Annotated in this window: 20 protein-coding genes and 1 tRNA gene; 11 read left to right on the top strand and 10 right to left on the bottom strand. The window is 66.6% G+C overall.

Annotation, left to right across the window (positions count from 1 at the left end; all coding sequences use genetic code 11):
* Nucleotides 1-157 precede the first annotated feature (157 nt).
* Nucleotides 158-946 carry a GNAT family N-acetyltransferase gene (locus tag FB473_RS04330; protein ID WP_167165151.1) on the bottom strand — a complete coding sequence of 263 codons (789 nt, stop codon included), beginning with the start codon at nt 944-946 and terminating at the stop codon, nt 158-160.
* Nucleotides 947-1022: 76 nt separating this feature from the next.
* Here FB473_RS04330 and FB473_RS04325 point away from each other — a divergent pair, with 76 nt between their 5' ends.
* The 8 genes from FB473_RS04325 to FB473_RS04290 all read left to right on the top strand — a co-directional run bounded on the left by FB473_RS04325 (nt 1023) and on the right by FB473_RS04290 (nt 11425).
* Nucleotides 1023-2891, top strand: a complete 1869-nt coding sequence (locus tag FB473_RS04325) for an AMP-binding protein (RefSeq protein WP_208390427.1) — start codon at nt 1023-1025, stop codon at nt 2889-2891.
* A 241-nt stretch (nt 2892-3132) separates the two neighbouring features.
* Complete coding sequence (locus FB473_RS04320) at nt 3133-3897, top strand: SDR family oxidoreductase (RefSeq protein WP_167165149.1); 765 nt, start codon at nt 3133-3135, stop codon at nt 3895-3897.
* Nucleotides 3898-4016: 119 nt separating this feature from the next.
* Nucleotides 4017-5114 (top strand): sugar ABC transporter substrate-binding protein, encoded by a 1098-nt coding sequence (locus FB473_RS04315; protein ID WP_167165147.1) that lies wholly within the window; start codon nt 4017-4019, stop codon nt 5112-5114.
* A gap of 95 nt (nt 5115-5209) precedes the next feature.
* The gene (locus FB473_RS04310; RefSeq protein ID WP_167165145.1) at nt 5210-6718 is read left to right on the top strand and encodes an ATP-binding cassette domain-containing protein; all 1509 of its coding nucleotides are present in this window, start codon (nt 5210-5212) and stop codon (nt 6716-6718) included.
* A 4-nt stretch (nt 6719-6722) separates the two neighbouring features.
* Nucleotides 6723-7685: an ABC transporter permease gene (locus tag FB473_RS04305; protein WP_167165143.1), complete on the top strand. Its 963-nt coding sequence runs from the start codon at nt 6723-6725 to the stop codon at nt 7683-7685.
* A gap of 241 nt (nt 7686-7926) precedes the next feature.
* Nucleotides 7927-9120, top strand: coding sequence for an ROK family transcriptional regulator (locus FB473_RS04300; protein ID WP_167165141.1), 1194 nt, complete (start codon nt 7927-7929; stop codon nt 9118-9120).
* A 264-nt stretch (nt 9121-9384) separates the two neighbouring features.
* Entirely contained in the window at nt 9385-10878 is a 1494-nt protein-coding gene (locus FB473_RS04295) for an FGGY-family carbohydrate kinase (RefSeq protein WP_167165139.1), read from the top strand.
* Nucleotides 10879-11137: 259 nt separating this feature from the next.
* Nucleotides 11138-11425: a hypothetical protein gene (locus tag FB473_RS04290; RefSeq protein ID WP_167165137.1), complete on the top strand. Its 288-nt coding sequence runs from the start codon at nt 11138-11140 to the stop codon at nt 11423-11425.
* A 22-nt stretch (nt 11426-11447) separates the two neighbouring features.
* On the opposite strand, the gene FB473_RS04285 is transcribed toward FB473_RS04290, so the two are convergent.
* The 4 genes from FB473_RS04285 to FB473_RS04270 are packed head-to-tail and all read right to left on the bottom strand — an operon-like array spanning nt 11448 to nt 15496.
* Nucleotides 11448-12407, bottom strand: a complete 960-nt coding sequence (locus FB473_RS04285; RefSeq protein WP_167165134.1) for a VWA domain-containing protein — start codon at nt 12405-12407, stop codon at nt 11448-11450.
* Nucleotides 12407-13387: a VWA domain-containing protein gene (locus FB473_RS04280; RefSeq protein WP_167165132.1), complete on the bottom strand. Its 981-nt coding sequence runs from the start codon at nt 13385-13387 to the stop codon at nt 12407-12409. The genes FB473_RS04285 and FB473_RS04280 overlap by 1 nt, the downstream gene beginning before the upstream one ends.
* Nucleotides 13384-14457, bottom strand: a complete 1074-nt coding sequence (locus tag FB473_RS04275; RefSeq protein ID WP_167165130.1) for a DUF58 domain-containing protein — start codon at nt 14455-14457, stop codon at nt 13384-13386. Before FB473_RS04275 ends, FB473_RS04280 begins: the two co-directional genes overlap by 4 nt.
* Before the next feature lie 7 nt (nt 14458-14464).
* Nucleotides 14465-15496, bottom strand: a complete 1032-nt coding sequence (locus FB473_RS04270) for an AAA family ATPase (RefSeq protein WP_167169036.1) — start codon at nt 15494-15496, stop codon at nt 14465-14467.
* 272 nt (nt 15497-15768) lie between these two features.
* On the opposite strand from FB473_RS04270, the gene FB473_RS04265 reads away from it, so the two are divergent.
* From FB473_RS04265 to FB473_RS04255, 3 genes are all read left to right on the top strand, one after another.
* Nucleotides 15769-16719, top strand: coding sequence for a hypothetical protein (locus FB473_RS04265; protein ID WP_167169033.1), 951 nt, complete (start codon nt 15769-15771; stop codon nt 16717-16719).
* A 2-nt stretch (nt 16720-16721) separates the two neighbouring features.
* Nucleotides 16722-17537: an HAD family hydrolase gene (locus FB473_RS04260; RefSeq protein WP_167165128.1), complete on the top strand. Its 816-nt coding sequence runs from the start codon at nt 16722-16724 to the stop codon at nt 17535-17537.
* 211 nt (nt 17538-17748) lie between these two features.
* Nucleotides 17749-17822, top strand: a tRNA-Ile gene (locus tag FB473_RS04255).
* Nucleotides 17823-17925: 103 nt separating this feature from the next.
* On the opposite strand, the gene FB473_RS04250 is transcribed toward FB473_RS04255, so the two are convergent.
* From FB473_RS04250 to FB473_RS04230, 5 genes are all read right to left on the bottom strand, one after another.
* Nucleotides 17926-19281: a glycosyltransferase gene (locus FB473_RS04250; RefSeq protein WP_208390426.1), complete on the bottom strand. Its 1356-nt coding sequence runs from the start codon at nt 19279-19281 to the stop codon at nt 17926-17928.
* Nucleotides 19278-19640, bottom strand: coding sequence for a hypothetical protein (locus FB473_RS04245; protein ID WP_167165126.1), 363 nt, complete (start codon nt 19638-19640; stop codon nt 19278-19280). Before FB473_RS04245 ends, FB473_RS04250 begins: the two co-directional genes overlap by 4 nt.
* Before the next feature lie 224 nt (nt 19641-19864).
* Nucleotides 19865-20548, bottom strand: coding sequence for a hypothetical protein (locus tag FB473_RS04240; RefSeq protein ID WP_167165125.1), 684 nt, complete (start codon nt 20546-20548; stop codon nt 19865-19867).
* Entirely contained in the window at nt 20545-20685 is a 141-nt protein-coding gene (locus tag FB473_RS04235; protein WP_167165123.1) for a hypothetical protein, read from the bottom strand. The genes FB473_RS04240 and FB473_RS04235 overlap by 4 nt, the downstream gene beginning before the upstream one ends.
* Nucleotides 20658-21926 carry an NAD(P)/FAD-dependent oxidoreductase gene (locus tag FB473_RS04230; RefSeq protein WP_167165121.1) on the bottom strand — a complete coding sequence of 423 codons (1269 nt, stop codon included), beginning with the start codon at nt 21924-21926 and terminating at the stop codon, nt 20658-20660. Before FB473_RS04230 ends, FB473_RS04235 begins: the two co-directional genes overlap by 28 nt.
* Nucleotides 21927-22119 lie beyond the last annotated feature (193 nt).

The raw sequence follows: 22119 nt of genomic DNA, 5'->3' as shown, positions 1-22119 counted from the left end.
ACCCCAACGACCGCCCACACAGCGTCCCATCAGACAGACCTCCCAGGGGGTGGAAGAACCACAACGATGGCCAGATCCTGCCACACCCCCAGACCACCCCACCCGCCCACACCCACCACCTGTGGACAACCCCGGCCTTCCCGCGGCCCGTCTGACCTCACGCGGGCCCCAGCGCTTCCCGCAGGCCGTACATCACCCGCGGGAGCACACGCCACCCGCGTGAAAAGGCGGAGCCCGACCGGAGGCTGGTGAACACAACGGTTCTGCCCGACCACGCGGCCCACCTGAAGCACGACCCTGCCCGAGCCACCCGAGCCACCCGAGCCACCCGACAGAACGCGACCCTCGCAGCCCCGGGGCTACCCAAAACGGTACGCAAGCACAACACGACCAGAACTTGGCCGCGCCACCACCGCGAACCCCGCGTCTTCGAACAGCGAGACGCTCCGACGAACAGCTCGTTCGGCGTCACCCGCGTCTTGACGGCCGTGTCGATGGCGTATGCCTCCAGGAGGCTCGCGCCCTGGATCCGGGCGAACTCGACGGCCTCCTCCGCGAGCCTGCGTGCGACGCCCGTTCTCCGGTGCTCCCGCCGCACCACGAAACACGTCACCGCCCACACCTGGGGATCGTCCGTCGGCAGCGCTCCTCCTGCCTTCACCACCCGCGAGCGGGCCAGGCGAGGCTGGTGGACGCGCGGGCCGACGCGGCACCACCCGACCGCCTCGTCGTCGGCATAGGCGACCAGCCCCGGGGCCACGTCCGCGCGCTCCACCTCGTCCTTGAAGAGAGCACGTCGCTGGTCGCGGCTGGTGGCCTCCCACTCGCGGCTGGAAAGCCGGAACCATTGGCACCAGCACGATGCCCCGTCTCCCCCACCGACCAGCGCGTGTTCGACGGCCTGCCACTCGTCCGGGCCCACCGGTGCGATGCGAAGCTGCGTCATATCGGCCCACGTCCTCCCTCGGCCCGCCCCTACCTAAACTTGTCACCGAAAACTGTGCCACTGGGAAGGAACATCGGTGAGTGATCCCGCCCGACCCAAGCCCGCGATCCACGAGCATTGGACTCCGACAACAGCAACGATCCCGCCTCATCTGAATCTGCCCGCCCTGCTCAGTCGGAGGGTCGCCGAACATCCGGACGGTGTCTTCGCCGAGATCAAACAGGACGACGGGGCCTTCGTGCCCGTCACCGTCCGGCAACTGGCCGAGGACGTGGCGAAGACCGCCAAGGGGCTGGTCGCTTCGGGAATCGAACCCGGCGACCGGGTGCTGATCATGGGGCACACGCGCTACGAGTGGACGGTCGCCGACTTCGCCGTGCTGTCCGCGGGCGCGGTGGTCGTCCCGGTGTACGAGACCTCGTCGGCAGGCCAGGCCCAACGAATCGTCGAGGACGCTGGAGTGAGCCTGGCGATCGTGGAGACCGACGAGATGGCCGCGCTGCTTCGTCCCCTGCTCGGCGCGGGCACGTTCCGGCGCATCGCGGTCATCGACGACGGCGGGCTGGCCGAACTGGCCGAGCGCGGCTACCACGTCGAGGATTCGGTGGTCCGTGCCCGGTCGGAGGCCTGTGACCTGACCACGGTGGCCACGATCGTCTACACCTCGGGCACCACCGGCACACCCAAGGGTGTCGTCCTCACCCACGGCAACCTGGCGGAGCACATGATCCACGGGGTGGACGACCCCCACTTCTCCATCATGATCAAGGGGCAGGACAAGCGGCTGCTGCTGTTCCTACCGCTGGCCCACGCCTTCGCCCGCTACATCGTGATCGCTTGCCTCTACGCCGAATGTGTCATCGGCTACGTGCCCAGCATGAAGACCATCGTGGACGATCTGCAGGCGTTCCGGCCGACCTGGCTGCTGGCCGTTCCACGAGTTTTCGAGACGATCTACAACCGCGCCGAGCTCACCGCGGGCGGCGGGCTGCGCCACGCGATCTTCCGGTGGGCCTCCGACATCGCCGTCGACTACTCCATGTCGCTGGACGCCGAGGGTCCCTCTGTCTGGCTGCGCCTCCGGCACAGGGTCGCACGCGCACTGGTGCTCGACCGGATCACCGCGATCATGGGTGGGCACGTCGGATATGCGATCTCCGGCAGCGCTCCGCTCGGCATTCGCCTGGGCCATTTCTTCCGCGGGCTCGGGATCATCGTCATGGAGGGCTATGGGCTCACCGAGGTGGCTGCGCCGACCTGCGTCGGGCTGCCGGGCCTGATCAAGATCGGGACGGTCGGTGCGCCCTATCCGGCCACCGGCATCAGGATCGCGGACGACGGCGAGGTGCTCGTCAAGGGCCCCAATGTGTTCGCCGGCTACCTCAATGACCCGGAGGCGACCGCGGAGGTCATGACCGCCGACGGGTGGTTCCGCACGGGCGACCTCGGGCGGCTGGACGAGGACGGCTATCTGACGATCGTCGGCCGCAAGAAGGACCTGATCATCACGGCCGGCGGAAAGAACGTCCAGCCGGCGCCGCTCGAGAACTCGATCCGGTCCGATCCGCTCGTCTCCGAGGTTGTCGTCGTCGGCAACGGGCGGCCCTTCGTGGCGGCGCTCATCGATCTGGACGAGCAGATGGTGCCCGCGTGGCTGGAATCACAGGGCATCGGTGACACCGGTCTGCGCGAGGCGGCCCGTCATCCGGCGGTGATCGCCGAACTGCAACACGCCGTCGACCAGGCCAATCGACTCGTGTCGCGCGCCGAGTCGGTGCGTGCGTTCCGCGTCACGAGCAGGCCGTTCTCCACCGCGGACGGTGAGCTGAGTGCCTCCCAGAAGGCGCGTCGCACCACGATCGTCGAGCATTTCGCCGACGAGATCGATCAGCTCTACGCCGAGGAACTGGCCGCGCGCGATCGCCGACGTCCGGGCGCACACTGATCGTCCGGCCCGATACCGGGCATCTGTCCACCGGGGCGCCGGTCGGTGCCGCCGGCGTCGGGTATGCCCCCTGTGCTGGACGCCCGGCCACACCCTTTCACGATCTGCCCGAAATCCCCTCTTGACACCCCACCCCAGTTCATCTATATGCTTTTAGTAAACCACTTTCTTGAACTCAGAGGCCGCACCGAGGCGACCGGTTCGAGATCGCAAGGGTGCGAGGGTTTGGAGGACAGAAACCGTGGAAAGTGATCGTTTCTCGTTGGACGGCAAGGTCACGATCGTGACCGGCGGGCGTCAGGGAATCGGCAAGGTCGTGGCTCACGCGCTGGCCAGTCAGGGCTCCGACGTCGTCATCATCGACATGGCCGATGCCACGGAGGTGGCCGCGGAGATCGCCGAGCAGCACAAGGTCCGTGCGATCGCCCTGGTGTGCGATGTCACGGATCCCGAGCAGGTCGCCCGGACCATCGAGGAGGCCGCGAGCCGACTCGGGACGCTGGACCTGCTGTTCAACAATGCCGGGATCTGCCTGCACAAGCCGGCGTTGGAGTGCACGCCGACCGATTTCACCCGGGTCGTCGACGTCAACCTGAACGGCATCTTCTTCGTCGCCCAGGCGTTCGCGCGGTACCTGGTGGCCAACGGCAAGCAGGGCAACATCGTGAACACGGCGTCCATGTCGGCGACGATCGTCAACATCCCGCAGGGGCAGGCGTCGTACAACTCCTCGAAGGCGGGCGTCGCACACCTGACGAAGTCGCTGGCCGTCGAGTGGGCTCCCCTGGGAATCCGGGTCAACTCGATCAGCCCTGGCTACATCAACACCGAGATGACCGGCAACGTCCGTGAGGACTGGCGCCAGATCTGGACCGACATGATCCCCTTCAAGCGGATGGGCGCCCCCGAGGAACTCGCGGGTGCCGTCATCTACCTGCTGTCGGACGCGTCGACCTACACCTCCGGCGCCGATCTCATCATCGACGGCTGCTTCACCGTCGTCTAGCGGCCCCCGCATCACCGGCGCACGCGACCGCGTGAGCCATGTCGTTCGTCCCCTCACCAACGAAGGCGAGGGGACGTGCAGGAAAGCACGCCACATCACACCCGAAAGAAGAGACTCGCATGCTCAAGAAACTCACCGCCATCGTGACCACGACGCTCGTGGCCATTTCCCTGGCAGCCTGTGGGTCGGGCAGCACAGACGCTGACACCGGCTCCTCGGGTTCGGGAGGTTCGAGTTCGAACGAGATCTGGTACTCGACCAAGAACTCCACCGAACTCGTCCACGTCGCCATGGCCGACGGCGTCACCCAGGCGGCCGAGATGCTCGGTTACACCGGCGAGGTCGCGGTCGCCGAGGCCGATGCCGCGAAGCAGAACGACCAGATGAACAACCTCATCCAAAACATCGTTCCCGCCGCCATCGTGGTCAATCCCTACGACAGCGACAGCATCTCCGACGTGATGGCTCGCGCCAACGACGCCAACATTCCGATCGCAGTCATCGACAACAAGGCCAACAACGCGCAAGCCGACGTCGCGGTGCTGTTCGACAGCATCAAGTCGGGCGAGGAAGCCGGGAACAAGGCCGTCGAACTCCTGACCGAGAAGTACGGCGAGCCGAAGGGCGTCGTCGTCAATCTCTACGGCGAGGTCGTCTCGCAGGTCTTCAAGGAACGCTCGGAGGGATTCGAGAACGTCATCAAGCAGTACCCCGATATCGAGCTGATCTCGGTGCTCGGCGCTCCCGAGTCCGACGTCGCCACCAGCGCGCTGAACAACGTGATCGCGGACGCCAAGTCGTCCGGTAAGACGATCGACCTTGTCAACACACCTACCGACACGGCGACGCTCGGTGCCGTCGAGGCGCTCAAGACGAACGACATGTGGTACAAGACCGGCGAGGACGGCCACGTCTTCTTCATCTCGCACGACGGCCTGGGCGATGTCCTCGACCTGGTGCAGGAGGGCTATGTGGACGCTGAGGTCGTCATCGACGTCTTCGGCGTCGGCGGCATCGCCACCGAGATCCTGCACGCCTACCCGATGCAGGGCAAGGAGGTCCCGACATCGGGCACCTTCACTCCCGAGGGCGAATACCTGAACACCGAGGTCACCTTCACCTCGGGTGACTCCGGCGCCACCGTCATGCTCGACCCGCTGGTCGTGGACGCGTCCAACGCCGACAACCCCCTCATCTGGGGCAACGCGACCAAGTAGCCCGGCCTCGACGCAATCGGGTGCGGTGCCGCCGCACCAACCGCCTCCCATGGCGGGATCATGCGGCGGCACCGCACCCAACGAAGGAACCAGCCGTGAACAAGCCACCATTACTGCAGGTCAACAACATATCGAAAGTGTTCGGCGCCACTCCCGCCCTCTCCGACGTCAGCCTGGAGGTCAGCGAGGGCGGGATACATTCCCTCCTCGGCCGCAACGGCGCGGGCAAGTCGACCCTCGTCAACATCATCGCGGGCATCTACCCGCCCACCACCGGCGACGTGTTGTTCGAGGGACGCGACATCCGCTCGCTCAACATCTTCACCCGCCAGGAGCTCGGGATCAGGCTCGTCCCCCAGCACGAGAACTCGTTCCCCGACCTCTCCGTGGCCGAGAACATCTTCTCCGGCGTCCTGCCCACCCGTGGCGGGCTCGTCGACTGGAAACAGATCAACGACGTGGCCGCCGAGGAACTGGCCGCCTACGGTCTGGCCGTGGACCCCAGGACGTTGGTCCGCGAGCTCAGCTCCATCGACGCCCGCAAGCTCAACATCATCCGGGCGATGCACAGCGGCGCGAAGCTCATCATCCTGGACGAGCCCACGACCGCGCTGACCAACCGCGAGCGCGCCGAGTTGTTCACGTTCGTCCGCGAGTTGAAGGCACGGGGCACCGCGTTCATCTTCATCTCCCACTACCTGGGCGAGGTGCTGGAACTGTCGGACGCGATCACCGTGCTGCGTGACGGGCGGATGTTCCCCGTGGACACCTCCGACCACGTGTCCGAGGCTCACCTGGCCAGCCTGGTGGCAGGCGAGGAGGTCGAACTCGCCCACCGCGCAATCGATCGCGGCCCCGACGCGGACGGTGTGTTCCTGAAGGTCACCGACCTCCACGGGGACAACCTCGAGGGGGTCTCCATCGACGTCCGGAAGGGCGAGATCCTCGGGGTGGTGGGGTTCCCGGGCTCCGGCGCGCGCGAGTTCTGCCGTGCACTCTTCGGGCTCACCAGACTCGACTCGGGGACGATCACCGCCGGCGGCCAGAAAGTCGCGCTGCCAAGCCCCGAACGAGCCATCGCGGAGGGCATCTCGTACATCTCGTACGACCGCCAGCGCGAGGGCATCATGCCCACGTTCGACGTCAACGAGAACATCGGTATCAGCAGCCACGCCGGCAAGCTGCGCGCACTCGGCGGGTTCGTCAACCTCGCCCTGCAGCGGTCGCTGTCGGAGCAGTACCGGCAGGCGCTGAAGATCAAGTGCAACTCGATCGACGACAGCATGGACAGTCTGTCGGGCGGCAACCAGCAGAAGGTCATCGTGAGCCGTCTCCTGAACACCGACCCCCGGCTGCTCATCCTGGACGAGCCCACGGTCGGCATCGACATCAAGAGCCGCGAGGAGATCATCTCCACGATCCTCGACCTGACGCACCGCGGCATGAGCACCATCTATCTCACCAACGACTACGAGGAACTCCTGCGCGTGGCCGATCGTCTCGTGTTCTTCGACGACGGCCGGATCGTGACGGTGCTCGACAACACGGACATCACCATCGACGAGCTCACGGCCATCAGGGACCGCGAGAAGGAAGCTGTTTAGGACTATGCAATCGACATCTGCTGCCCGGAAGATCGTCGACTTCTGCATGAATCAGGCGGTGTGGATCCTGCTGGTCCTCTCGATCCTGATCATGGGGTTGTTCCGATCGTCCTTCTACTCGTTCGGGATCCTCTCGAACATCCTCGTCCAGGCGACTGTGCTGGGGCTGCTGGCCATCGCCATCTCGATGATCATCCTCCTGGGGGACATCAACCTGGCCACGGTCGGCACGGCCGGCTTCTCCGCACTCATCGGGGTGCTGGCCATGAAGTCCGGCCTGCCGGTACTGCTGTCCATCCTGCTCATTCTCGTCGTGGGTTCCCTGATCGGCCTCGTCAACGGGCTGATCGTCACGAAGCTGAAGGCCAACGCGCTCATCACCACGCTGGCGATGAACATGGTGCTGCAGGGTGGGCTGCTCGCCATCACCGGCGGCACGACCATCTCGCAGCTCCCCGACTCGTACAAGTTCGTCAGCCAGGGCAAGATCGGCGCGTTCCCCGCGCTGCCCATCGTCCTGATCGTCGCCTTCGCCGCGTTCCACGTCATCTGGGAGCGCACGCGGTTCGGCCGCGCGTTGTTCGCGGTCGGCGGCAACTACCGGGGCGCCTACATCGCGGGTATCAACGTCGAGCGGACGAAGATCTGGGCCTACGTGGTCTCGGGCCTGTTGTCCGGCGTCGCCGGCTGGCTGCTGTCGGGCTACATGGGCGCGGTGACCTCGTCGTTCGGCACGACCTACGAGATGCAGGTCATCGCCGCCGCGGTGATCGGTGGTGTGAGCCTCACCGGCGGCCGTGGCAGCATGCTCGGCGTTCTGGCCGGCACGCTGCTGCTCACCGTCATCCAGGTGGGGCTGGCGATCCTCGGGATCGAGTCGACGCTCATCACCCTGGCCGGTGGCCTGATGATCTTCGTCGCCGTCCTGATCGACGCAGTGCGCAACCTCTACAACGCGCGCAGATGAGCGTGCGGCCCACCGACGTGCCCCGGGGCGTGGACGCATCACGCGCCCCGGGGCACCCACCCGGCCCGGGGTCCCGGCGCCCCGGGCCGGGTGCAGCCGACGCGGCACGCAAGTGCGGGGCGGTTAGGAGTAACTCCTGCCGAACCCACTAGGATGGTTTCCGATCCGGACGCGGGCCCCCTCTCACATCGGGCGCCAGGACACTCACGCTGACCACACGAACCGGGAGGTGAACCCAGAGATGAAGACGTCCGGCATCAGGAAACGAACCCGCCGCGCGATCTACGACTTCATCCGCGAACGCGGCATGGCGACGAAGAACGACATCGCCGGCGCTCTGGGGATCAGCCTCCCGACCGTCTCGAAATATCTGACGCATTTCATGGAGGCGGGGCTCCTGGAGCAGGGCGCGAAGCTGTCGTCCGGTTCCAACGGCGGTCGCAGCCCGATCGCGTACGCCTGCGTGGCCGACGGGAGGCTTGCTGTGGGCGTCGATGTCACGCAGGACCGCGTCACCTGCCTGGTCGTGAACCTCGAGCGGCAGGTGTTGTGCCAGCGCCAGGCTCATCGCGACTTCGCCCGGTCGGACGACTACTTCGCGTTCGTCGGCGCCGAGGTGGAGACCCTGCTGGCCGACGCCGGCGTCGACCGGGATCGGATCCTCGGGGTCGGGGTCGCCGTTCCCGGTCTCATCAGCGAGACCACCGGGCAGGTGACCTACGGGCGCGTGATCGACAACTACGGCATCACCGCTGCCGACTTCGGGCGTCACCTCAGGTTCCGCACCCGGTTGCTCCACGATTCGGACGCTGCCGGCCTGGCCGAGTTCTGGCCCGATCACGGGGTCGACAACGCCTTCTACATCAGCTTGTCGAAGAGCATCGGCGGCTCGGTACTGATCAACGGCGAGATCTACCGGGGCGACGGGGAATTCGCGGGAGAGATCGGGCACCTGCGCATACACCAGGGCGGTCGGCGCTGCTACTGCGGGCAGAACGGATGCATGGACGCCTACTGCAACGCGAGCGTCCTGGCGCGGCATGCGGACGGCTCGCTGGAGGGGTTCTTCTCACGGCTCGGTGATGGCGACGACACCTTGTCGGACGTGTGGGACCGGTACACCTCCGATCTCGCCCAGGCCATCCACAACATCCGCGTCCTGTTCGGCTGCACCATCATCCTGGGCGGCGACGTCGGTGCCCACATCCGCGACCACATGACTCCCCTGCGCTCGAAGGTCGACCGGCTGAGCTTCCTGGCCAGCCACTCCGAGACGTTCCTCGTGCCGTGCAGCTACACCACACAACCGGTCGCGACCGGTGCGGCCCTCTACCTCGTGGACGAGTTCCGCCAGGATCTCGGCCCCGGCCAGCCACGAGCGGGCGGCACATCCGGCCGTGCCCTTCGCAAAGCCGTTCCTCTGGCCTCCTACTAGACGACGACCCTTCGACAAGCTCAGGGACCACCCTTCGACAGGCTCAGGGAACAGCCGCCCAGCGGTCATTGAGCTTGTCGAAATGACCACCACCCTTCGACAAGCTCAGGGATCACACAGAAACGCTGGCTGAGCCCGTCGAAGCCAACCCGGCCAACGCTGGCTGAGCCTGTCGAAGCCAGCTCTACAACTCCACACGCACCTCCCGCGACAACAGCGTCCGGGACGTAACGACACCTATTTCCATCTGATCGGACGAACACCATGACTGCAGCAGTGATCGGGATCGACGTCGGCACCTCCAGCACAAAAGGCGTGCTGACAAGCCTGGACGGCACCGTGCTGGCGACCTTAACGAGAACCCATGACGTTCGGCGGCCACGGCCCGGCCACGTCGAGATGGCCCCGGAAATCTGGTGGGACGAGTTCTGCTCGCTCAGCCACGAACTGCTCGCCGCCGACCCTGAGGCGACCGTGGAGGCGGTGGGCGTCAGCGGCATGGGCCCGTGTGTGGCCCTCGCCGACGACGACTCCACGCCCGTGCGTCCCGCGATCCTCTACGGTGTCGACACACGCGCGGTGGCCGAGATCGAGGAGTGGACGACGCGCCTGGGCGGGGACGACGCCATCATCGCCCGTTGTGGCTCGGTACTCACCACCCAGGCCGCCGGCCCCAAGATCGCCTGGGTGGCCCGGCACGAGCCCGACGTACGCGCCCGCGCCCGGCGCCTGTTCATGCCTGCCAGCTGGCTCGTGTGGAACCTCACCGGTGCCTACGTGCTCGACCACCAGTCGGCCTCGCAGTGCACCCCGATGTACGACATCGAGGCTCGGGCCTGGTACACACCGTGGGCCGAGCAGATCGCCCCCGGCATCGAGCTGCCCCGGCTCGCATGGGCGGGTGATGCCGCCGGGACCGTGTCGGCCGCCGCCGCCGAAGCAACCGGCCTGCCCGAGGGCATCCCGGTCACCACCGGCACGATCGATGCCTGGGCCGAGGCATTGTCCGTCGACGCACACAACCCGGGCGATCTGATGCTCATGTACGGGACGACGATGTTCTTCGTCAACACCGTGACCGAGCCCGTCCGCAGCCCCTCGTTGTGGGGGACGATCGGCGCGCTGCCCGACACCCGCAACGTCGCCGGGGGCATGGCCACGTCCGGTGCGATCACGAACTGGCTCCGCGACCTGTTCGGCTCCCCCGACTTCACCGAGCTCGTGGCCGAGGCGGACGCCGCCGGGCCGGGCGCGCACGGTCTGTTGATGCTGCCCTACTTCGCCGGCGAACGCACCCCGCTGATGGACCCGGCCGCCCGGGGGGTCGTCGCCGGCCTGACGATCGACCACACGCGCGGCGATCTCTACCGGGCTGCCCTGGAGGCCACCGGGCTGGCGGTGCGCCACAACATCGAAGCCATCGAGGCCGCGGGCGGGCGGATCGACCGGATCGTAGCCGTGGGCGGCGGGACGAAGGGTGACGTGTGGACGCAGATCGTCAGCGACATCAGCGGGCGTCCCCAGGTCATCCCACGCGAGACCATCGGCGCCAGCTACGGCAGCGCCTGGCTCGCGGCCTGTCTGAAGGCACCCATCCCTGCGTCCGAATGGAACCCGCCCGCCAGGACACTGACCCCAAGGCCACAGAACGCCGAGGGTTACGCCGAGCTCTACGCCCTGTACCGGGAGCTGTATCCGGCGACCGCGTCCATCACGCACCGGTTGGCCGCACGCCAGAACGCGGCGGCGGATCGTTGACGCCTTGCGGCCGCTTCACCACGACGCCCCTTCGACAGGCTCAGGGACCGACTGCGCTCGTTGAGCCTGTCGAAACGAGCATCGTGCTCCTTCCGGGGTCAGGACAAGTGGTTGCCGACTGAGCGAGCAACCCACCGTATACAAGGTCATCGGCTTCTGGGAGGCATTATCAGCGAATTGGGTGCCTCAGTGAAGAGTTGATCCGACACAGCCGAGTTGCCGAACTCTTACCTGTGCGGCACAAGGGAAAGTGAGCCAAATGAGAGTTGAGCCTTTTGTGGGCGAAGTTCAATTCAAGGGCAGGCAAGCCGATTACATCGTCAGGATCTGGATCCCTTCCGTGAAGCCGAGCGAATCGGAGATGCGTGATGAATGGCTCATAACCGGGACCACGAGTGTCATGGAAGCGCTCGACTGGGCTCACACGCGAGCAGACGGCCTGCCTATTGAACTGTTCGTGATAGCGGATGACGACTGGATCAGGATCCACGGAAACGAGCCGGGGGGCGGCACAACAGTCGCGGTCGGCATATATTCCACCAGTTGAGTTCCTCGGTGCCTCTCGACCCTCACGGCCAGCGCGCCGCCAGGGAGATGACGCCCATGGAGGCGAGCAACCCGAACACGAGCGCCAGCAGCGCGTACCGCGCGGTGACCTCCGTCTCGACCTGCTCGTAGCCGATCGACCGCGCGAGCGTCTGATAGATGTTCTTCAGATCGCTCAACGACTCCGCGGAGTACTTCTTCCCCCCGGAGATCTGCGCCACCCGCGCCAACTCGGCATGGTTCACAGGCACGGGGACGCGCACCCCCTGCTCGTACACATAACCGCCCGCCGTGCCGTAGGCAATCGTGTACACGGGCACGTTCTGGTCCTTCGCCGCCTGGGCGGCCAGCGCCGAATCGCGCCCGATGTTGGTGTACCCGTCCGAGAGCAGGACGATGGCACCCGGGGCGGGCTCGTCAGGGTTGTCGGGGTCAGCCGGTGCGAGCGCGAGCGCGTCCAACGACGTGTAGATGCCCTCGCCCACCGCCGTCGCCGGAGCGAGTTCCAGCGAGTCGATGGCCCGTTTGACCGCCTCACGGTCGAGGGTGGGCGGCGAGACCATCGACGCCGTCCCCGAGAACGCGACCAACGCCACGTTGAACGTGGTCGGCAGCATGTCCACGAACTCCTTGGCCGCCTCCTGGGCGGCCTCGATACGGCTCGGCGACACGTCCTGGGCACGCATCGACCGCGAGACGTCGATCGTGATCACCACGGTCGCCCGTTCGCGCGGCACCTGCGTCATGTCCTGCGGCTGGGCGTACGCGACCACCAGGGACAGCACCGACAGCAGAGCGGCGGCCACGGACAGATGCCGCTTGAGCGCCGGATCGCGTGGCAGGACGAGGTCGAGCCGCGTCCGGCCCTTCGTCCCACCGGCACGCAGCCGCTGAGACAACACGACGTACAGCAGACCGATCGCGACCGCGATCAACGCCAACCACAACCGGCCGGGGTGCATGAAGCTGATCAGGGGCACCATCACGGCCACCTCGCAGCCATCGACACCGCGCCGAAGGCGGCGACGATCGCGAATGCCAGGGCATACAGCGCCCACTGGGCGGTGACTTCCTTCTTCACGTCCTCGTACCCGACCTCGCTCTGCATGTGCGTGTAGACGTCGTTCAGCTGACTGGCGGACTTCGCGTCCAGTGCCTGCCCACCGGTGGCGGTGGCGATCTGCCCCAGAAGTTCGGTGTCGGGGGCCACGTTGTACCGCTGCCCGTCGACGTCGACGTAGCCGTTCAGCGTGCCGAAAGCGATCGTGTAGATGGGGACGTCCTGCTGTTTGGCCTGGTCGGCCGCCGTGAGCGGATCCGTGGAGCCTCCCGTGTTCTGCCCGTCCGAGAGCAGGACGATGATCGCGGGCGCGGGATCGTCCCCCTCGTCCCCCGGGGCCTGCGCTATCGCGCTGAGGCTGGCCGTGATGGCGTCCCCGATGTTCGTACCGTCCTGCAGATCCATCGCGTCGATGACACGGTCGACCATGCCGCGGTCGGTCGTGGGCGGCGCCAGCACCGAGCTCGCCCCGCTGAGACCGACGATCGACACGTTGTACTGCGAGGGCAACTGGTCGATGAAGTCCTTCGCGGCCTGTTTGGACGCGTCCATCCGGTTCGGCTCCACATCTGTGGCCTGCATCGACAAGGAGCGGTCGAGGACGACGACCACGGTGGCCCGTTCCCGGGGCACTTTCTCGGTGCCCACCGGCCGGGCCCACGCGCCGGTGATCGCCACCAGCGCGCACAGCGTCATCGCCACCGACACGTGCCTGCGCCACTGCGACTGCCGGGGCAGCACCGCACCGACGATGCCGGTCTGCGTGTAGCGCATGCCGCGATTGCGCTTGAGTTGCAGCAACGCGATGTATGCGATGACCAGCAGCGGGATGAGCAGCAGCGCCCAGAGGCGTTCGGCGTTGAAGAAGTCGACCCACAGCACCCGCGTGGTGTCCCCACTCATCGGGCCACCCCCTGCGGCGGGGTGTGCAGCACAGCGGCGGTCCGGCGATAGGTGAGCACGAACCGCGCGATGTCCTGCACCCAGTCGCGGTCGGTCTGCAGCCGCAGGTGCCCGACGCCCGCGCGACGCATCGCGGCGTCCACCCGCTGGCGCTGAGCCTGCGAGGCTCCGTCGATCATCTTGCGGGCCCTCGGGTCCGAGGTGTTCACATACCTGGCGAAGTCGGTCTCGGGGTCGCGGATCAGCAGCTCGCCGACATCGGGGAACTCGATCTCACCTGCGTCCATCACCTCGACGCACAGCACCTGGTTGCGCACAGCGAGACGCCGCAGGGGACGCTCCCAGGCGGGAGGGGTTCCCGGGTCGAGTTCCTCGTCACCGGGCGTGAGGAAGTCGGACACCACGATTCGCATGCCCCTGCGCCGCTGCGTACGGATCATGGCCTCGATGCCGTCGGACAACGTGAGCAGGGAGGGTTGGTTGTCGCGCTCGATGGGATCGTCCAGCAACTTGCCGAGCAGGCCGTACAGCGCCTGGCGGCCCGACCGAGCGGGGAACCTGTGCACCGAGTCGGAGTGCATCACCATGCCGCCGAAGCGGTCCCCCATCTTCTGGCTGACGAACCCGAGCGTCGCGATGGCGGCGATGCCCAGATCACGTTTGGTCACCCCGGCGGTCCCCCAGTTCATGGACGGGGTGGCGTCCAGCAACGCCCACACCTCCAGTTCCCGGTCGGCAATGGTGTCGCGGACGTGCGGGATCGTCGTGCGTGCGGTCACGGCCCAGTCCATGCGGCGGACGTCGTCCTGCCCCGGGACGTAGATACGGGCATCGTTGAGGTCGGAGCCCGGGCCCGGCATGAGCCCGAGGTGATCGCCCTGCAGGAACCCCTCGAGGCGGCGGACGATCGTGAGCTCCAGCCGACGCAACGCGGCCTCGGGCGCGAGCCGGTTGAGGGGGATGGTCGGCCCGGTCGGCTCCCTCAGGACGCTGCCGGCGGCACCCACGTCGCCTCTGCCGTTGGCCAGCGTGTTGCCGGTCTGCGGTGCGGCGAAGTCGGGAGAGGTCATCGGGCGGTCAGTTGTTGTAGGTGGGCTGGTGCCGGTGCTGGGTGTGGCTGGCCGCGCGCTGTTCCTTGTTCCACACCGGCGTCGGTGCGGGCACCATGGCGAGGATCCGTTCCACCACCTGGGGTGCACTGATGTCATCGGCGATGGCATCGAAGCTGAGGACGAGCCGGTGCGGCATGACGTCCTTGGCAACGGCCTGTACATCGGTGGGGAGCACGTAGTCGCGTCCATGGATGAGTGCCAGAGCCCGCGCAGCGGCGGTGAGGCCGAGCGTGGCACGCGAGGAGTTGCCGATCTGGATCACCCGCGACAGGTCGGGCATGTTGAACTCCGCGGGATTGCGCGTGGCCAGTACGAGCCGCACGATGTACTCCGCCACCAGATTGTGGACGAACACGTGCGAGGCCATGTCCTGCAACTGCAGCGTGAGCTCGGGATTGAGCACGGGCGAGGCCGTCGGCGGGCTCACCGACATGCGCCGCAGGATCTCGAACTCCTCGTTGCCCTTCGGATAGGGCACGTCGACCTTCAGCAGGAACCGGTCGCGCTGGGCCTCGGGCAGCGGGTAGACGCCCTCGGATTCGACCGGGTTCTGCGTCGCGATCACGATGAACGGCTTCGGCATCGGGTAGGTGGTGCCGGCAATGGAGACCTGCTTCTCGGCCATCAGCTCGAGCATCGCCGACTGCACCTTCGCGGGCGCACGGTTGATCTCGTCCGCCAGGACGAAGTTGGTGAACACCGGACCGAGTTCGATGTCGAACTCCTCCTTGGACGCGGAATAGACCCGCGTGCCCACGATGTCGGACGGCACGAGGTCGGGGGTGAACTGGACGCGGGCGAACGTCCCACCCACCACCGTCGCGAAGGTGCGCACGGCGAGCGTCTTGGCGGTGCCGGGCACGCCTTCCAGCAGGATGTGCCCCTGGGCGAGCAGACCGACCATCAACTGCTCGACCATGTGCTCCTGGCCGACGATGACCCTCTGGACCTGGGCGATGGCCTCGCCGACGACCTTGGCTGCTTCCTGGATCGACATCGGGCGCTGGTCCCTCGGGGTGCTCGTCACTCAAGTCTCCTGTGTGCCTGGCGGTGCTGACGCCCGGAAAGCGCGTCCCTGCCACGATACCGTGGCCACGGCCACATCCGGAGTGGTGGACGGCCACACACGGCTAGCACACAGGTTCGGCCACGCCTTCAGGTTCAACCACGGGTGTGGTGAGATGGGTGACGATGTCTGATTACTCGTCCGATTCCCAGCAACCGCCCCAAGGCCCGGCGGATCCGCCGTCGTCCCCTCCCGTCGACGGCATGCCGGCTGTCGGCGCGGCCCCGCAGCCGTTCCCCCTGCTGGTGAGCGACCCGCCACGGATCGGTGACTTCTGGCTGGACGCCAGGCTCACCGCGCGCGAGTCGGGCATCGTCTACCTGGCTCATGCCGACGACCAGCCCTCGGTGATGCTCCTCGTCCTGTCGGAGGGCGCGTCGCACGATCCCGCGGCACGCCAGCGGCTCGCGGGTGAGGTGAACAAACTGCACGCCGACAGCGTCGTCGCCCGGGGCGGCCAGGGGCAGGACGATGGTCGTCTCGCCCACAAGTTCCGTAGTGAAGCGGACGATCCGGTCTCGCCCGAGGATCCGCCCATCGCCCCGTGGGTGGCCCTGGCCTACGACGGGACGCCGGCGGCACTGCAGGAGTCCGACCGGCTGCTGCGCAGCGTCGATCTGTCGAGCACTCCCCTGCTCGGCCGCCCCGCCGGCCCCGGCTACCGCCTGCACTGGCTGGACGACTCGCGTCCGGGAGCATGGAGGCAATGGCCGTTGTCGTGGCCAGGGCGGCACGATCGCGCGGGCTGGGTGCCCTTCGCGGCGTCCTGGCTGCTCACGTTGCTGCTCTGCGGGCTCGCGCTGCTGATCGCGGTGCTGCTGTTCCAGAACTCCCCACCCGAGCAGCCACAACCACCCGTGCCGACCAACCAGAGCCAGGACTCCTCGTCCGACCCGTCCGGCGGTTCAGGCAACCCCTCTGAGCAGTCCGGCAGCCCGTCCGAGCAGTCCGGTTCTCCATCGGACTCCGAATCCCAGTCTCCGCAGGACGAGTCGGGGTCGGCATCCGCGTCCCCCTCCCAGAGCGAGGGATCGTCCGGCGCCAGCTCGCCGGGGGACTTCGGATCGCCCACCAGGGAGCCCTCGATGGGCGCCTCGGGCAGCGGTTCGGCCACCGCCACCGAGCCGACCCCTCCCGTCAACACCAGGTTGTGATCATGCGTCCTTTCGATATCATCGCGACCGACCTCGACGGCACGTTCCTCACCGACGACAAGCGGGTGCTGGAGGCGAACGCGCGCGCCATCCGCACGGCATCCCGCCAGGGCATCGCGACGGTGTTCGCCACCGGACGCCCCGCGCGCTGGCTCGGCCCGCTCCGCGAACTGTCGGACGTGCATCCGTGGGCGATCGCCTCCAACGGCGCCGTGACGATGGAACTGGAGACGGGACGCGTCCTGCACGCCCGGCCGCTGTCGCCCGATGTGGCCTCCCGAGTCGGCGAGGAAGTGCGCGAGGCTCTGCCGGAGGCACTGTTCGCCGTCGAGTACGCATCGCAGTGGGCGGCGGAGACCGGATACCCGCCCCGCGGCGACGAGGATCCGGCCCATCGCGGGACGCTGGAATCGCTACTCGACCACGACGCGGTGGTGAAACTGCTCGTCCTTGGGCCGACCACGCCCACAGAAGACCTGGCGGACCTCGTCGCCCCCATCGTGGGCGACCGGCTCACGGTCACCTTCTCGTACGTGGCCGAGGCGGGGATGCTCGAGTTGTCGGCCCCCGGTGTGAGCAAGGCACTGGCACTGACCGAGTTGCTCACCGACCTGGGGATCGAGCCCGGGCGGATGGTCGCCTTCGGCGACATGCCCAACGACCTGGCCATGCTCGAACTCGCCGGACGCGGATTCGCCATGTCGGCCGCCCACGACTCCCTGCGGCGGGCCGGTTACGAGATCGCAGGAGACAACAACGACGCGGCGGTCGGCCGGACGATCCTGAGGCTCCTCGACGGGGCTTCGCCGCGCGTCTGAGGGCGTTCCTCAGCCGGCCGACCGTTCCGGCGCTGAGGCTACCCACCCCTTGCCGTGTCCGCCCCTCACCCACAGCCGCGGATGAAATCTGTTGTTGCGGATGAGATCTCGTCCGCAACAACAGATTTCATCCGCAGAAGCGGCCCATGGAACAGCCACCAAGGGGCGACGGAGCGGAACGGTGCCCAGATGCTCTAGAGTCGACATCTCCGGGGCGTTAGCTCAGCCGGTTAGAGCAGGGGACTCATAATCCCTGGGTCGCGGGTTCGAGCCCCGCACGCCCCACAACGGTCCGCCGTCGTCCTCGGCACGAGCGGGCCTCGGGGACAGACCTGGTCGAACAACAGCCTGCCCGAGGTGCGCAGCCATCCCCCTGGGACGCCCGGCATCAGCGCGAGACCAGCTCGCCCGCGGGCTTCCCCTGCCCCATCTTGGTCCGCTCCGGGCTCACCCAGGTGCCCTCGGCGCTGAACCCGAGGACGCCCTTGATGGCCGGCACGAAGGTCGTCGCCACGGTGATCGCGTTCATCTGCCAGTACCAGGCCATGTAGGCGGGGGCGAAGAAGAGGTACTTCATCTTGGCGCCGTGGTTGTCGAGCCACAGCGCCGCAACGATCTGCCACGACCCGACGACGGTGATGAACGCGCTGAAGACGAACACCATGTCCAGGGTGTGCTCGAACTGCTCGGTGTCACCTGTCAGGACGAAGAAAACGATCCGCAACGCGAGCCACAGCGTGAAGGCGAGGTAGTAGAAGCTCCAGGTGATCGACCCGGTCTGGTCGAGGAGCATGACGACCTTCGGCAGGTTGAGCAGCGGGTGCTTAGCGACGCGTTTGAAGTTCGTCACCCACGACTCGGTGCCGCCCTTCGCCCAGCGCCTGCGCTGGTTGTAGAGCATCGTGAACGTGTTGGGCACGTTCATGTAGAACATGATGTCCGGTGCGAAGTCGGCCTTCCATCCGGCGTACTGCTGATCCCAGCAGATGGAGATGTCCTCGGTCGCGCGGTCCTGGCGGAACAGCCCGACGTCGATCAGAGCGTCCTTGCGGTACATCGTGTTGGCGCCCGAGTAGGCGTACATGTTGCCGAGCACCCCGATCTGGGATCGCTTGATGATGCCGACGATGGAGGAGAACTCGACGGTCTGGGATTTCTCGACGATGAGAGAACGGTTCTGCACGTCCATGTTCGCGGTGACGGCAGCCGTGTCCTGCCCGCCGGGGGCCAAGAAGTAGTTCATGTACTTCCACAGGGCGTCGGGCTCGGGCACAGTGTCCGCGTCGTTGGAGAGGATGAACTCCCCGCGCGCGAACCCCACACCGATGTTGAACGCGTGGGCTTTGCCCTTGTTCTTGTCGATCCGCAGCACGCGCAGCCGGTCGTACTTCACCGACAGGCGGGCGAGGATGTCCGGGGTCGTGTCCTTCGACCCGTCATCGCAGACAAGCACCTCGTAGTTGTCGTACCTGAGATCGTTCATCAGGTAGTCGATGGTCTCCTCGATCATGACTTCCTCGTTGTGCGCGGGAACCATGATCGTGATGAAGGGCTGCTCCTCGGATGGCACCGGCCGGAAACTCTTCTCGGTGAACTTGCCGACGTAGAAGAAGCGGTAGAACCACCCACCGATCGTCCAGGAGATCGCGCCCATGATCGGGAACAGCGACAGCACGATGGCCAGAGGGGTGAAGAAGAACGTCTGCGCCCACTCGACGAACGCGGCGATGGCCTCACCGATCACCGGTGCACCTCCTCACCGACATCGGTCTGGCCCCGGCGGAAGAGGTCGTGTACGTATCCGGTGTCGAGATTCTGCTCGGGCGCGACGACGTAGTAGCGGGTCCCGTGCCGTGCGTCCTCGTCGCCGAAACGCTCGGCGTACATGGTCTCGAGAATCGCCTTGCGCTTGACGAGGCCCTCCTCGTCGTAGGTTTTGCGATAGGGGTAGACCTTCTTCTCGCGATGGTTGTTGCGCAACAGCAGGTAGATGCTGAAGCCGAGGACGACGACGAAGATGATCGCGATCGCGATGAGGAGGAACCGGACCAGTTCGTAGCCGTCGGCGTAGGTCCAGCGGTAGATACCCTCCCCACCTGACATCGCGGCCCACGGAGTTGATGAGGACGACGATGGGCGCGAGCAGGATGAACCAGAACGCCAGGGCCACCAACGTCTGGCGAACCTTGAGCCACGGGTGGCCGCGCTCGAAGAACGCGTCGTGGACGAAGCCCTCGACCACCAGGTCCTTGCCGCTCGGATCGGGGCTGATCCGAACGGCGTCGGTGTCGTTGACGGGCGACCCGTCCGGGGACGGCACAAGGTCTTCAGTCATGGTCGGCGATCTCCCGCCGGTTGACGGCGATGCGCTCGCGCTCACGATCGGCCGCGGTTTCGGCCGGCACAATCTGGCTGTAGTAGACGGTGTTCGCCATCTCTTGGCGGAGCATGTAGAGGGCGGCGTCGAGGAAGGTCGCCTGACCCGAGTCGAAGAACCGCAGGAGCAGGGCGACCGTGTGCGGGTGGATGAAGTTCGCCGGGATCCGCGGGTCGGCGAAGACGGGTTCGGCGAGGATCGCCTCCGACCTCACGTCGAGCGCGTCACGCAGACGCAGGTAGTCCGCGCGCACCGGCTTCTCAACGACGGCCCGCAGCCGCGTCACGGCGGTCGAATGCCACAGCCAGTTGCAGATGATGTACACGACGAGGAAGAGCAGCACAGTCGCCCCGACGAGCCCTATGGACCTCACCGCGAGCATGTTCAGGCCCTCGGTGAGGCTGCGGGCGGCGGCGACCTGGGCCGCGACGAAGAACACCCAGATACCGATCGGGATGACCGCGGCTACGAGCGCGGAGACGAGCGTGCGGCGGTGCTGCGTCCGGCGCTCGAGATCACGGTCCAGGTCGCCGCGAGCCTTGCCGACGTCCTCGAGACGCCGTAACGCGTCCAGGGTCGCGACCAGGTAGTCGCGATCCGTGCTGGAGGTCGGTACCGTGGCCAGGGCGATCACACCCTCGGGTCCTGCTGGCGGACGACCGCGGCCAGGTACTTCGAGAAGGAACGTGGGTCCGCGTATCCCTGTCTGAAGTAGAAATCGACGAACTCCAGGTCCTCGACGGTCAGACCGCGCTCGATCGCCAGTGACATGAGATCGGCGTACGGTGACAGGTCGGTCGCCGTACCGCGGAGTTGGAACCCGAGAACCTTGTGAGTCCCCTTCTCGTAGACGAGCCAAACCTTGTAGTAGGGGTCCTCGTCGCTGTCTGCGCGTGGCAGGAGGTCGTCGATGTCGAGGAACTCGTTGCGGTAGGAGGCAATCTCTGCGTCAACCCCTCTTCGATCGCGCGCTTGTAAGTGATTCCCGAGATGCACATCGTGCGCGAACCGATGTTGAGGTTGTAGGTGCCCTGCGAAGGGTTGATCTTCTGGCGAGGGCCCACCAGGTTGATCGCGGCGATCTCACCCTGGCGGAACGCGTCGGAGGCGTGCGGGACGTACACGGGCCGGGCGACGTTGGTGAGGTTCGTCGTCGAGCAATCACCTACGGCGAACACGTCCGGGATCGATGTGCGCATGTAGTCGTCGACGACAATCGCGCCCTTGTCGCCCAACTCGGCTTTGCCCCCGAGGAGGAAGGAGTTGGGGCGGAAGCCTGTGGCGTAGATGATCCCGTCCCCACTGAACGCCCGGCCGTCGGAGGTCTTGGCCATGACCTGGCGCCGACCATCGGGGCCCAGCACCTCTTCGAACTCCGTGACGAGGGCTTCGGTATGGACGTCAAGCCCCGCACTGCGAAGCGAGTCGATGATGTCGATGTTCACCTCGTCGTCGACGTAGCGGTCGAGAATGGTCGCATGCGACTGCAGGAGTGTGGTCGGCACGTTCTTGTGGAGCAGCGCTCGGGCGACCTCGACACCGATAGCCCCGCCGCCGATGATCACGATGCGTTTCGCGCTCTCCATGAGTTCCTTGATGCGCGTGGCGTGCTCGTAGTTCTTCACGAGATAGAGCGAATCGCGGTATGAGCCGAAGGCCAACGGGATCGACGGGTAGGATCCGGTCGCCAGGACGAGCTTGTCGTAGCGGTCGGTGAACTGGACGCCACCCGCGGGCACGACCTCGAGCGTCTTGGCATCGGTGTCGACGCCGCGGATCTCGGTGTTGATGCGCACGACGACACCATGCCGCTCCAGGGCGGGGACGTCGGTGTAGCTCTTGAGCTTCTCGAAATGCTTGTCCCCGCGCAGGTACAGCGGTATTGACTGCGCGATGAAACCGATCGAGCCCTGGCTTTCGTACATGACGACCTCGGCGTCCGGATACTCCTCACGCACGCGCAGCGCGCAGGAGATCCCTGCGTGCGAGCCACCGATGATCACAACCCGCATGAGCTTCTCCTATCGATCAGGCATGCCAGCGGCACAGCAACCGTAATACGTCGTGCTCGACCCGGGCGGGCTAATTGAGGAAAGGGGCCCGCGGAAAGCCGCGCTCGCCATGGACGCGAGGCCCGCGCCCGGCACAGGTCCGCTGTCCTCCTCGGTGAGGGACGAAGAGGCGGCCGGCCCCCGCACCGAGCCG

Source organism: Brooklawnia cerclae (assembly GCF_011758645.1).
GTDB classification, from domain to species: domain Bacteria; phylum Actinomycetota; class Actinomycetes; order Propionibacteriales; family Propionibacteriaceae; genus Brooklawnia; species Brooklawnia cerclae.
Note: the sequence above shows the minus strand (reverse complement) of the source record. Positions and strands in the feature narration are given on the sequence as shown.

What these genes read in the sequence shown, in the direction of transcription:
- FB473_RS04265 (WP_167169033.1), top strand. Translation starts at nt 15,769, where the DNA reads ATGCCGGCTGTCGGCGCGGCCCCGCAGCCGTTCCCCCTGCTGGTGAGC.
- FB473_RS04230 (WP_167165121.1), bottom strand. Translation starts at nt 21,926, where the DNA reads ATGCGGGTTGTGATCATCGGTGGCTCGCACGCAGGGATCTCCTGCGCG.
- FB473_RS04260 (WP_167165128.1), top strand. Translation starts at nt 16,722, where the DNA reads ATGCGTCCTTTCGATATCATCGCGACCGACCTCGACGGCACGTTCCTC.
- FB473_RS04330 (WP_167165151.1), bottom strand. Translation starts at nt 946, where the DNA reads ATGACGCAGCTTCGCATCGCACCGGTGGGCCCGGACGAGTGGCAGGCC.
- FB473_RS04295 (WP_167165139.1), top strand. Translation starts at nt 9,385, where the DNA reads ATGACTGCAGCAGTGATCGGGATCGACGTCGGCACCTCCAGCACAAAA.
- FB473_RS04270 (WP_167169036.1), bottom strand. Translation starts at nt 15,496, where the DNA reads ATGTCGATCCAGGAAGCAGCCAAGGTCGTCGGCGAGGCCATCGCCCAG.
- FB473_RS04285 (WP_167165134.1), bottom strand. Translation starts at nt 12,407, where the DNA reads ATGGTGCCCCTGATCAGCTTCATGCACCCCGGCCGGTTGTGGTTGGCG.
- FB473_RS04300 (WP_167165141.1), top strand. Translation starts at nt 7,927, where the DNA reads ATGAAGACGTCCGGCATCAGGAAACGAACCCGCCGCGCGATCTACGAC.
- FB473_RS04280 (WP_167165132.1), bottom strand. Translation starts at nt 13,387, where the DNA reads ATGAGTGGGGACACCACGCGGGTGCTGTGGGTCGACTTCTTCAACGCC.
- FB473_RS04235 (WP_167165123.1), bottom strand. Translation starts at nt 20,685, where the DNA reads ATGTCACTGGCGATCGAGCGCGGTCTGACCGTCGAGGACCTGGAGTTC.
- FB473_RS04275 (WP_167165130.1), bottom strand. Translation starts at nt 14,457, where the DNA reads ATGACCTCTCCCGACTTCGCCGCACCGCAGACCGGCAACACGCTGGCC.
- FB473_RS04315 (WP_167165147.1), top strand. Translation starts at nt 4,017, where the DNA reads ATGCTCAAGAAACTCACCGCCATCGTGACCACGACGCTCGTGGCCATT.
- FB473_RS04305 (WP_167165143.1), top strand. Translation starts at nt 6,723, where the DNA reads ATGCAATCGACATCTGCTGCCCGGAAGATCGTCGACTTCTGCATGAAT.
- FB473_RS04290 (WP_167165137.1), top strand. Translation starts at nt 11,138, where the DNA reads ATGAGAGTTGAGCCTTTTGTGGGCGAAGTTCAATTCAAGGGCAGGCAA.
- FB473_RS04245 (WP_167165126.1), bottom strand. Translation starts at nt 19,640, where the DNA reads ATGTCAGGTGGGGAGGGTATCTACCGCTGGACCTACGCCGACGGCTAC.